This is a genomic window from Suttonella sp., assembly GCF_056855035.1.
Genome location: NZ_JBXGGR010000066.1, coordinates 1 through 11,746, shown reverse-complemented (window position 1 = coordinate 11,746; position 11,746 = coordinate 1). Strand labels below are relative to the sequence as shown.

Sequence of the window (11,746 nt, the reverse complement as noted above, 5' to 3'; positions counted from 1 at the left end):
GCTTGTCATTGCGGCATGGGAAAGGACAATAAGGTTAAGTTTATAAAAGATTATTTTGCTTAAAAAACGCTAGATAGCACCTATTTTGTCCCTTAGGGCTAAAGAACTCGAAAACAGCACCTAAAATGTCCCTTTGCCCTAAATCCATTTTCAAATTATTCTTATCCTAAAGTATAAAAACGATAGATTCTAAAAGATTTTACAAAACTTTTGATATTTCTAACATTATTCACTTTGCATATCGACCTGTTTTTACATAAAAATTAAAAATCGAGCTCGTTTTTTATGTCATTTTTTAGCATTTACTGAAAAAATGTTTTAATATGAGAAAAACACCAAATTAAAGAATGCAGCCATGAAAAAAACCACGATTTTAAACGCAAAACTCTCGCATACTATCGCAACTTTAGGACATACCGATGCTTTAACCATTTGTGATGCAGGTTTACCCATACCCGAACAGCAAAACCGTATTGATCTCGCTTTAAGTCCCGGCATTCCTGATTTTTTAACAACGCTTAAAGCAGTATTATCGGAATTATTTATTGAGCGTTTGGTTTTAGCGGAAGAAATCAAAACGCTTAACCCTCGCATAGCAGAAGCGGTACTCGCCCTTATTGCTCAAACTGAGGCGGAACAAGGCAATCAAATTACCATTGAATATGTAGCACATAGCGATTTCAAGACATTGAGCAATCAGTCTAAAGCAGTGCTGCGTACAGGAGAATGTTCGCCTTATGCAAATGTGATTCTTTACTCAGGCGTGCCGTTTTAACCATGGAAGTATTATTAAATCTCAATGGAATAGACAAATCCTTCTCAGGTGTACAGGCCTTAAAAGGCGCAGGATTAACAGTATATGCCGGGCAGGTGATGGCGCTTATGGGAGAAAACGGCGCAGGCAAATCAACCTTGATGAAAATTCTCACGGGCATTTACCAACGTGATGCCGGCAGCATTGAATATCTTGGTAAATCAGTGCATTTTGCCAATCCCAAAGCTTCCCAAGAAGCGGGCATCAGTATTATTCATCAAGAACTCAATATTTTGGACAATCTATCGATTGCAGAAAATATCTTTTTAGGACGCGAGTTTACCCATGCTTGGGGCAGCATTGACTGGAATAAAATGTATCTCGAAGCAGATAAATTGCTTGCCCGCTTAGGAATTAAGCATTCCAGCAAACAATTGGTCGGCGAGCTTTCCATCGGCGAGCGGCAGATGGTGGAAATCGCCAAAGCTTTGAGTTTTGAATCGCAAGTCATTGTGATGGACGAACCCACCGATGCCTTAAGCGATACAGAAACCGAAGCATTGTTTGCCGTCATTCGCGAACTCAAAGCGCAGGGACGCGGCATCGTCTATATTTCTCATCGTCTGCAAGAAATATTTGAGATTTGTGATGATGTGACGGTTTTGCGTGACGGTCAATGGATTGGAGAGTGCGCCGTAGCCGATTTAAACGAGGCTCAATTGATTGAAATGATGGTCGGGCGCAGTTTAGCAGAACAATATCCGCATCTTGAACAAGAACGCGGCGCAATATGCCTAGAAATTAAGGAGCTCAGCGGTTGCGGTGTGCAAAAAGCCAGTTTGACTGTGCATCATGGCGAAATTTTAGGTATTTCAGGATTAATGGGTGCAGGACGCAGCGAATTAATGAAATTAATTTACGGCGCTCTGCCCAGAAGCAGCGGAGAGATATGCTTAAACGGCAAGCGGATTAACCCTAAAACACCTGCTCAAGGCTTGGCTTGCGGCATTGTTTATATTTCCGAAGACCGTAAAGGCGACGGTTTGGTGCTATCCATGTCGGTAAAAGAGAATATGTCGCTTAGCTCGCTCAAACGTTTTGAACGCTGGGGAAAAATCATCAAACACAATGAGCTGTTAAATGTACAGGATTTTGTCGATTGGTTTGCAATTAAAACGCCCAGCGTCGATAAAATAATCGCCGAACTCTCCGGTGGTAATCAGCAGAAAGTGGCAATTGCAAAGGGTTTGATGTGCCGACCGCAAGTGCTGATTTTAGATGAACCTACCCGCGGCGTAGATGTCGGCGCAAAAAAAGAAATTTATCAGCTCATTAACCGTTTTAAAGCCGAGGGTTTAAGCGTGATTTTAGTTTCAAGCGATATGCCCGAAGTTTTAGGCATGTCCGATCGCATTATTGTGATGAAAGAAGGAAGCGTGATGGGCGAGTTTTCGCGCACAGAAGCAAGTCAGGAAAAACTACTTGCCGCCGCTTTAGGACGACAAGGCGCTTCACACCCTATTTTGACACAAACGGCACAACACCAATAAGGCTTCATATGAAAACATTAAATATCAAACAATTACTCATTGAACAACGATCGCTTATCGCACTATTTCTATTGATTGCGGTGGTTTCAAGCCTCAATCCGAATTTTTTCACTATCGATAATTTTCTCAACATTTTCCGCCAGACTTCTATAAATGCCATTATCGCTATCGGCATGACCTTTGTGATTTTAATTGCAGGTATTGATTTATCGGTCGGTTCAGTCTTAGCGCTAAGCGGCGCAGTAGCGGCAAGTTTGATTAGCAGGGATATATCGGTTTATATAGTCGTGCCGCTGATTTTGTGTTTTGGCGCAGGCTTAGGCTTAGTCAATGGTGCTTTGGTAGCCTTTGGCAAGGTACAGGCCTTTATGGCGACCTTAATCATGATGCTGATGCTGCGCGGTTTGACGATGATTTATACCAACGGCCGTCCGATTACAACAGGATTTTCCGACAATGCCGATACCTTTTCCAGTATCGGCACCGGCTTTATATGGGGAATCCCTGTGCCTGTATGGTTGATGTTGCTGCTATTTGGCATAGGCTGGTATGTGCTCAGTCAAACGCGCATCGGACGCTATATTTATGCCTTAGGCGGCAATGAAAGCGCTACGGCTTTATCAGGTATCAATATTAATCGGGTTAAATTATTTGTTTTTGCAGTAAGCGGTTTACTTGCGGCATTAGCCGGTTTGATTGTGACCGCCCGTCTAGGCTCGGCACAACCTACTGCTGGTTCTGGTTATGAACTAGATGCCATTGCAGCAGTAGTTGTCGGCGGCACCAGTTTAATGGGGGGCAAAGGGCGTATTTTTGGCACGCTCATTGGGGCTCTTATTATCGGATTCCTAAGTAATGCTCTGAATTTATTGAATATAGACTCCTATTATCAATTGGTCGCCAAGGCTTTAGTCATTTTAGCAGCGGTCATTTTAGACAATTTCTTAGGGCATAAACGCACATAAGCATTTTGCCGTATTTTCAAATAAAGTTTCATTCACTCAGGAGATAAATATGAAAAAACTCAGCACATTGGCCATCTCAATCGGTTTGGCATTCGGCAGTATCGCCTCTGCACAGGATACGATTGCACTTGCTGTTTCCACGCTGGATAATCCTTTTTTCGTTACCTTGAAAGAAGGGGCGGAGAGCAAGGCGCAAGAACTCGGTTATCAATTGATAGTGCTGGATTCGCAAAATGATCCTGCTAAAGAATTGGCAAATGTAGAAGACTCTTTGGTACGCGGCGCGAAAGTATTACTGATTAATCCCACCGATTCTGATGCCGTCAGCAGTGCCGTGATGATTGCCAATCAAAAAAATGTTCCTGTGATTACGCTTGATCGCGGCGCCAATAAAGGCGACGTTGTCTCGCATATTGCTTCCGACAATATTGCCGGCGGCAAAATGGCGGGCGATTTTATTGCTGAAAAAGTCGGTAAAAATTCCAAAGTCATTCAATTGGAAGGCATTGCAGGCACTTCTGCGGCACGTGAACGCGGCGAAGGTTTTAAACAGGCGGTAGAGAGTAATGAATTTGAAATTCTAGCCAGCCAACCTGCAGATTTCGACCGCACAAAAGGTTTAAATGTAATGGAAAACTTGCTTGCCGGACATCATACGGTGCAAGCAGTATTTGCGCAGAATGACGAAATGGCTCTCGGTGCTTTGCGCGCTTTGCAAGCGGCGGGCAAAAATATCGTAGTTGTTGGATTTGACGGTACAGATGATGCTGTTAAAGCAGTAGAAAACGGTAAATTAGCGGCAACTATCGCTCAACAGCCCGAACAAATCGGCGCCTTAGGCGTAGAAACGGCGGTCAGCCTTTTGAAAGGCGAAACCGTCGAAGCACAAATCCCCGTGCCCTTAAAAGTCATTAGCCAATAATTCAACCTAAAATCCATAAATCTTTTATCAAACGGCAGGCTTTAGGCCTGCCGCTTCATCTGTTAAGGAGAACTTATGCAAATGCTTTGTGTGCTAGGCAGCATTAATATCGATCATGTGATGCGCGTGCCTTATTTTCCTCAAGTGGGGGAAACCATTATAGGCAAAAGCTATCAGCTTGCTTATGGCGGCAAAGGTGCAAACCAAGCGGTGGCGGCAGCACGATTAGGTGCCGATGTGCAATTTATCGCCGCAATCGGCGCAGACCAAATGGGGCAGACAATGAAGAATGCCTTCGCTGCTGACGGCATCAATACCCAAGGCATTATCACCATTGAGCAGCAAAATACCGGCTTGGCAATGATTCAAGTGGCAGATAACGGTGAAAACAATATCGCCATCCACGCAGGAGCAAATGCCGCTTTAGGCGCCGAAGAAGTCATCGCTCAGCAATCGATGATCACAGAATCCGCTATGTTACTGACACAATTGGAAACGCCTGTAGATGCTATCCTTAAGGCAGTAACAATCGCCAAGCAAGCAGGGAAAATCACTCTGCTAAACCCTGCCCCGGCTCAAGCTCTGCCAAGCGAGCTGCTCAAGCAAATTGACATCATCACCCCAAATGAAACGGAAACGCAAATACTCACCGGCATTGCCGTACATGATGAAGACAGCGCTGCGCAAGCTGCAAATATTCTGCATCGACAAGGCATTAACACCGTTATCATCACCTTAGGCGCCAAAGGTGCTTATCTCAGCCAACAGAACACAGATGCTGAAATGATCACAGGTTTTCAAGTCGAGGCCATTGATAGTACCGCAGCCGGCGATACCTTTAACGGCGCACTGGCAACCGCTTTGCTAGAAGGCAAAGATATGCGCGATGCTATCCGATTTGCCCATGCCGCCGCCGCATTGTCCGTAACAAAACTCGGCGCACAAAATGCCATCCCCTACCGTCAAGAAGTAGAAGAATTTTTAGCCCGTCATACACAGCACAATGCAGATATTGCTTGATCCCGATATTTTTTGACATATTTCGGCAAACAAACTATGCGATACTGCAATAAAAACAAAGGAAAGCCATGAATACGGAAATCGTTTTTTTCGATATTGACGACACCCTCTGCCGCTTCGGGCGTTTGCCTGAAAACAATCTCCGCGCCTTGCAGGCGCTGAGCGCGAAACACACAGTCAAACTCGCCATTGCCACAGGGCGCAGCATCGCCATGCTGCCGCCCGATATCCGCCGCCTTTTTGATTCGGGCATGATTGAGGTGCTGGTCAGTGCCAACGGGCAATACAATATGATCGGCAGCGAGATTATCAGCCATTATCCCCTCGACCAAGCGGCAGCGGCGGAATTAGCGGCGGTGTGTCGGCGTTTCGGCTTGGTCTATCAACAATTATCCGAGCATCATATCGCGTGGTCGGAGCCTTTGCCGCATTACGAGCAGACCAAAGCCGTTTTCCCCGGCTGCGTAATTGACCCCGACTATTACGACCGCCACAGCATTTACCAATTCTCCGTTTTCCTGCCCGAGCAGGACGAAGACCCCGATATCGTGCGAACATTCGAGGATTTGGGCTTTCATTTTGCCCGCTGGCATAAAGGCGGCGCGGATTTGCTGCCGGCGCAAGGCTCGAAAGCCCGCGGTATTGCCGACATCTGCGCAACGTTGGGCATCAATCCAGCGCATACCATGGCTTTCGGCGACGGTTTGAACGACATCGAAATGCTGCAATATGTGGGCATCGGCGTGGCAATGGGCAATGCTTGGGAGGCTTTGAAAACAGTGGCGGATTATGTAACCGCCACATTGGAAGACGACGGCATCGAGCAGGCATTAAGGTATTTTGCCGTTTTGAAATAAACACTTTCCCTCATAGAAATAAAGCCGTGCAAAGCAATGTTAAAAAATGCATAATGTTGCTTCATTTTCTATTAAGGGGGAAACCATGCAACTCAGCAATGAACTGATTCGCCTCGGCGCCAAGCCCGCCGACAAGCAAGAGGCGATTCGGCAAGTCGCCGCCATTTTGGCGGAAAACGGCAAAGTCGCGCCGCAATATGTGGATGGCATGTTTGAGCGCGAAGCGCAGGAAAACACCTATCTCGGCAACGGGGTCGCCATTCCGCACGGCACGCCGCAAAGCCGCGAATTTATTAAAGAAACTGCTATTGCCATCTTGCAAGTGCCCGAGGGCGTGGACTGGGAAGACGGCGAGCCGGCGCATCTGATTGTGGGCATTGCCGCCAGCGATAATGAGCATTTGGCAGTATTAAAACGCTTAAGCAATGTCGTCGGCGACGAAGAAGTCGCGCAACGCCTTGCCCTTACTACTGATGTGAACGAAATCCGCATTGCGCTGTCCAGCGTTGCGCAAGCCGAAGAAAGCACCGCAAGCGCCGCTGCTGCGCAAACGCAGGGCGAAGTGCCGTTTATCATCGGCATTACCTCCTGCCCTACCGGTGTCGCCCATACCTATATGGCGCAGGAAGCCTTGGAAAAAGCCGCTAAAGAGCTAGGCTATCCTGTGAAAATTGAAACCCAAGGCAGCGTGGGCGCGGATAACGTCCTCAACGCGGAAGACATCGCCAAAGCGGCAGTCGTCATTATCGCCGCCGATACCAATGTCGAGCCCGATCGCTTTGTCGGCAAACGCCTTTACCGCAGCAGCACCAAAGCCGCCATCAGCGACGGACAGGGACTGATTAAAACCGCTTTGGCGCAAGCCCAAACCTACGGTGATGCCAATGCCGTGGCGGAAAGCAGCACCAACAGCAAAGAAAAAACCGGCGTCTATAAACATCTGATGACCGGTGTTTCCTACATGCTGCCTTTTGTGGTCGCCGGCGGCTTATTGATTGCCTTAGGATTCGCCTTCGCCTCCTTACAAATCGGCGAAAAAGGCATCTTTATTTATGAAGACGCTTATAAAGGCACCTTCGCCGCCAACCTCTTCTGGGCGGGCAAAGCGGCATTCGAACTCTTTATTCCCATCTTGGGCGGCTACATCGCCTATTCGATTGCAGGACGTCCCGGCATCGCCCCCGGCATGGTCGGCGCGCTCATTTCCAATCAAATCGGTGCGGGCTTTTTAGGCGCTATCTTCGCAGGCTTTATCGCCGGTTACTTCGTGCAATTCCTTGCCAAAACCATTAAATTGCCGCGCGAATTGGAAAGCCTTAAACCAATGATTATCCTGCCTTTACTCGGCACAACCGTTGTGGCGCTTCTGATGTATTACGTCATCGGCAAGCCGGTCAGCGGCATCATGGAAGCCCTGACCGAATGGCTGAAAACCCAGCAAGACGCCAAAGGTTTCGCCGCCTTCTTACTCGGCGGACTGCTCGGCGGCATGATGGCATTAGACATGGGCGGGCCGGTCAATAAAGCCGCTTACGGCGTGTCCACCGCCCTCATCGGCAGCAACATCTTCTTCCCGATGGCAGCCGTCATGGCAGCAGGTATGACGCCGCCGCTCGCCATCTTCTGCGCCACACTCATCTTTAAAAACCGCTTTACCAGCGAAGAGCGTGAAGCAGGCAAAGCCGCTGGCGTACTCGGTCTGTCCTTCATTACCGAAGGCGCGATACCCTTTGCCGCCAAAGACCCGCTGCGCGTCATCCCTGCCTTGGTTATCGGTTCGGCAGTTGCCGGCGCGCTCAGCGTTGCTTTCGGCTGCGGTCTGCATGCCCCGCACGGCGGTATCTTTGTTCTCTTCATCCCCAATGCGGTGGACAAAGTCTTCCTCTATGCGCTTGCCATTATTATCGGCACCGCTGTCAGCACCTTCTGCCTAGGCGCGTTTAAAAAACGCATCGCCTAATCTGTGTTTTATCAGAACATTAAGCCGCCTAAGTGCGGCTTAATTTATCTCTTTTTGTTCAGAGAACAGGCAAGATACAGCATTTTTGCTATCATAGCTTTTTCTCTTAAGGATTATGATGACTGCCAGCCCGATTACCGCAAAAGAAAAACGCATTCGCCTAATCGCCGTGAATCAAGTCTTAAATGTGATTCGCGGTAAAGGTTACGAACCCAGCCCGGCTATGCGCGCTGCTTATGACTGCTACATCAATGGTGAGATTGAATGGGATATGTGTAAAGAATTAGTCAAAAAAATTGCCGCCAAAGAGAGCCAGCAGAATAAAAGTATCTCCGGAAAATAACTCAATCCTTCAATAAAACACTTGCCAAAAAAAGAAAAACTCTCTATAATCGCGCCTTCTCTAGGCATATAGCTCAGTTGGTTAGAGCACCACCTTGACATGGTGGGGGTCGTTGGTTCGAGTCCGATTATGCCTACCAAATTCCATAAAAAAAGCCCTTTTTTTACAGGGCTTTTCTTTTTACCTATACTTCTTCTCCGACTACAGTCGAAAAATTGAAAGTATTACGGACTTGGCTCGCCGCCTTGTCCTACTTTCCACTTCTCCGATCTATACGCCGATAGCGGCAAAAGCTTAAATCATAGCGGTTGTTCGTATCCGCCGACACAGATTCGCAAGCGATTTCTTGCCAAATCCGGCTGTCAATAACAGGAAAAAAGGTATCACCCTCAAGCTCTGTCTCTATCCATGTAATATTGAGTTTGTCTGCCAATGATAGACTGCTGCGATACAATTCGCCGCCGCCGATGATAAAGACTTTTTCCGCGCTTTCGCAAGCAGTTAAGGCTTGCTCGAGGCTATGATGAACTTCGGCATCCGGCAATTGAAATGCCGTATTACGGCTAATCACATGATTAGCACGTTTAGGCAGAGCTTTACCCATAGAGAGGTAAGTATTGCGGCCCATAATGACGGGATAGCCCGTGGTTGCGGCTTTAAAATGCGCCAAATCGCGCGGCAAATGCCAAGGCATGGCATTATCACGCCCGATGACGCGGTTGCGCGTTTGCGCGGCAATCAAATGAATTTCCGGCTTAGCCATCCAGTACTCCATGTCGTTGTAAATGTTTGAAAACGCGATGAATGGCTAATGCAGCAAAAATAAATAATCCTAAGGCGCAGCCAATCCACAGTCCGATAATACCCATATCAAAGCCGTAGAATAATAAGCAGCCGACCGGAATGCCGATAATCCAATAACCGAGCATAGCAAAGCTGAGAATAATCCGCGTATCGCCAAGTCCGCGCAAAATGCCGGTGGCGGCAACCTGCAAGCCGTCGGCTAATTGGAAAAAAGCCATAATCAGCAAAATTTGCACCGCTAAGGCAATAATTTGCAAATCTTTTGTATAAATCGCGGCGATTTCTGCACGCAGAAAATACATAGCAACACTGGCACTGAGCATAAATATGGTGCAAAACAGCAGCCCCGCAATACTGCGATCTCGAATTGCCTGCCAATCGTCACGCCCTAGGGCATTGGCGGTACGGATGGTCAAGGCGGCAGACATGCCCAAAGGAATCATAAACATCACGCCGAGATAATTGCCGGCAATTTGATTGGCACCGGTCATAATCGCGCTACTGCGGCTCGCCATAACGCTAATAAATGCAAACATGCCGACTTCCATCACAATTGCCACGCCAATCGGCAGACCGACGGCAATCAGCGAATACAGAATATCTTTTCTTGGGCGGCTGATACGGGAAAACAAGCGGTAATGCCGCCAACGTTTGTCTTTGAGCAAAATGCCCAGCAATAGAATGAAATACAGTAAATAGCAAATCGCGGTAGAGACCGCCATACCCGCCGCGCCCCAGTCGGTATAAGTCAAAAACACATAATTGCCCAAAGCATTCACCGGCAATAAGCAAGCCTGCACGATATTAATCATGCGCGGACTGGCCATGCCTTCCATGAAATAACGCGCCACACCGGCAAAGACAAAAATGCCTGCCGGTAAAGCCAAGATTAATAAATAAGCGTTGCTTTGTGCAGCAATATCCGCCTGACTACCCAAGACATAAGGCAGGTAAGCGCAAAGCAGCGTCAGCAGAACGGTTAATAGCGACATACCCAAAAACAACCACAAGCCCTGTTGAAAATGGCGACGAACCGCCGTACTGTCTTCTGCGCCGTGGTGGCGGGAAATATAAGCGGAAAAACCGATTCCCACACCGCTCATCAACAAATAAACCAATGCAAAAAGCTGATTGGCAAGGGATACGCCCGATAAGGTTAAGGCACTATGCCGCCCTGCCATGACCGTATCGATAATTTGCTGACCATAATTGAGCAGTTGTGTGCCAATCATGGGAATAGCGAGTTTTAATGTAGGGATTAATTCTGTTTTTAAAGATTTCAGCAACATGAAATATTTTCAGTAAAAATAAAAGGCGCTATTGTGGCAGAAACCGGATTTATTGCCAAATCCGGTTTTATGTAGAATCCGTATCTTTACAGAGCAGGCAGATTCTTTATTCATGCGCCCAGAATAAAAATCAAGATAGCAGAAAGCATAAAAAGACTGAAGCCCAGAACGGCATTCAGTCTTTACAAAATAGATAAACTCTTAATATTAGGCGAGCTGTACCGGGCCGTGATCATCGCAATGATCGCCATGCGGATGATGTAGGCGGCCATTAACTAAATAATCGATATGGTCGCCATGCGGTACAGCCTCATGACCGCAATTCGGACCATGCACATGCTCGCGATCATGGCAGCCTTGCGCATTTTGATGACAATCGCAATTTCCTGCTTCGCAATCACAATCGCAACCGGCTACGCAGCCGCAATCTTTCATTGCCGTGCATTGATCTGGATTTTGCGCATTCACTTCCAAATAATGCTCATCCACATGGTCGGCATGGACGTGGTGCAAATGTCCGTCATGCAAATAATCGACATGATCGCCGTGTTGGATAGCCGTATGTCCGCAATCTTTGCCGTGCACATGGTCGTGTTCTTTATGGATTTCACAAGTCATTGTTTGCTCCTATTTCAGGTTCATGGGAATGTTCATAAGCATTATGAATAATGCTCACAATATGTTCGTCTTTTAAGCGGTAATAAATATGTTTGGCATCACGACGCTTATCAAGCAAACCGGCATCATGCAATTTCTTTAAACGCATCGAGGTGGTATTGACCTTATCTCCTAGCATTTCAGATAATTGCGACACGCATAATTCTTGATATTCATGCAAAAGCAATAAGATTCGCAAACGCATGACTTCTGCCATCGCAGCAAACATCGCCGCACTGCGGCTTAATGCTTGCAATTCCTGCTCCGTTAAAGCTTTTGGCTGTTGATGCTCATGTTCGCAGCTCATAGTCATTTCTTCATTACAACACTTATTGAAGTGTAGAAATTTTACGCCAAGACAAGAACAATGACAAGCAATTTTTATTTTTCTGAAAAATTTTTCTTGGTTTTAAGAATTCCGTTTGGAAAATTCATATTTATTCAGATAATTATGAAAAAAAACACAGACTTTCTTAATGACTTCTATAGTCAAAGAATCCAAAAAAGGTTACACTAAAACTTATAGCATACTCAAAAGATTACAGACAAATGATATTAGACAAGCTGGCATCAGGTCATAGCTACAGAAAGCTTGTTGAAGAATATCGACTCAGCGCAACAAGCA

General features: G+C 46.7%; 12 protein-coding genes and 1 tRNA gene. 9 read left to right on the top strand and 4 right to left on the bottom strand.

Going from position 1 to position 11,746, the window contains the following annotated elements:
• The first annotated feature begins 355 nt into the window (after nt 1-355).
• From rbsD to ACJHVI_RS05965, 9 genes are all read left to right on the top strand, one after another.
• On the top strand, nt 356-775 hold the full coding sequence (rbsD, locus tag ACJHVI_RS06005) for a D-ribose pyranase (protein ID WP_483183764.1): 420 nt from the start codon (nt 356-358) through the stop codon (nt 773-775).
• A 2-nt stretch (nt 776-777) separates the two neighbouring features.
• A complete protein-coding gene (gene rbsA / locus ACJHVI_RS06000) occupies nt 778-2,304 on the top strand; it encodes a ribose ABC transporter ATP-binding protein RbsA (RefSeq protein ID WP_483183763.1) in 1,527 nt (508 codons plus the stop codon).
• An 8-nt stretch (nt 2,305-2,312) separates the two neighbouring features.
• On the top strand, nt 2,313-3,269 hold the full coding sequence (gene rbsC / locus ACJHVI_RS05995; protein WP_483183762.1) for a ribose ABC transporter permease: 957 nt from the start codon (nt 2,313-2,315) through the stop codon (nt 3,267-3,269).
• A gap of 49 nt (nt 3,270-3,318) precedes the next feature.
• Complete coding sequence (gene rbsB / locus ACJHVI_RS05990) at nt 3,319-4,191, top strand: ribose ABC transporter substrate-binding protein RbsB (RefSeq protein ID WP_483183760.1); 873 nt, start codon at nt 3,319-3,321, stop codon at nt 4,189-4,191.
• Nucleotides 4,192-4,266: 75 nt separating this feature from the next.
• The gene (gene rbsK, locus ACJHVI_RS05985) at nt 4,267-5,211 is read left to right on the top strand and encodes a ribokinase (RefSeq protein WP_483183758.1); all 945 of its coding nucleotides are present in this window, start codon (nt 4,267-4,269) and stop codon (nt 5,209-5,211) included.
• 68 nt (nt 5,212-5,279) lie between these two features.
• Nucleotides 5,280-6,068, top strand: a complete 789-nt coding sequence (locus tag ACJHVI_RS05980) for a Cof-type HAD-IIB family hydrolase (protein WP_483183757.1) — start codon at nt 5,280-5,282, stop codon at nt 6,066-6,068.
• 85 nt (nt 6,069-6,153) lie between these two features.
• Nucleotides 6,154-8,028 carry a fructose-specific PTS transporter subunit EIIC gene (locus ACJHVI_RS05975; RefSeq protein WP_483183756.1) on the top strand — a complete coding sequence of 625 codons (1,875 nt, stop codon included), beginning with the start codon at nt 6,154-6,156 and terminating at the stop codon, nt 8,026-8,028.
• A gap of 115 nt (nt 8,029-8,143) precedes the next feature.
• Nucleotides 8,144-8,371 (top strand): hypothetical protein, encoded by a 228-nt coding sequence (locus ACJHVI_RS05970; protein WP_483183755.1) that lies wholly within the window; start codon nt 8,144-8,146, stop codon nt 8,369-8,371.
• 62 nt (nt 8,372-8,433) lie between these two features.
• Nucleotides 8,434-8,510, top strand: a tRNA-Val gene (locus tag ACJHVI_RS05965).
• A gap of 111 nt (nt 8,511-8,621) precedes the next feature.
• On the opposite strand, the gene ACJHVI_RS05960 is transcribed toward ACJHVI_RS05965, so the two are convergent.
• From ACJHVI_RS05960 to ACJHVI_RS05945, 4 genes are all read right to left on the bottom strand, one after another.
• Complete coding sequence (locus ACJHVI_RS05960; protein WP_483183754.1) at nt 8,622-9,134, bottom strand: dihydrofolate reductase; 513 nt, start codon at nt 9,132-9,134, stop codon at nt 8,622-8,624.
• Nucleotides 9,127-10,464, bottom strand: a complete 1,338-nt coding sequence (locus ACJHVI_RS05955; protein WP_483183753.1) for an MATE family efflux transporter — start codon at nt 10,462-10,464, stop codon at nt 9,127-9,129. Before ACJHVI_RS05955 ends, ACJHVI_RS05960 begins: the two co-directional genes overlap by 8 nt.
• 207 nt (nt 10,465-10,671) lie before the next feature.
• A complete protein-coding gene (locus tag ACJHVI_RS05950; RefSeq protein ID WP_483183752.1) occupies nt 10,672-11,082 on the bottom strand; it encodes a hypothetical protein in 411 nt (136 codons plus the stop codon).
• Nucleotides 11,072-11,428, bottom strand: a complete 357-nt coding sequence (locus ACJHVI_RS05945; protein WP_483183751.1) for an ArsR/SmtB family transcription factor — start codon at nt 11,426-11,428, stop codon at nt 11,072-11,074. The genes ACJHVI_RS05950 and ACJHVI_RS05945 overlap by 11 nt, the downstream gene beginning before the upstream one ends.
• Nucleotides 11,429-11,746: the final 318 nt, after the last annotated feature.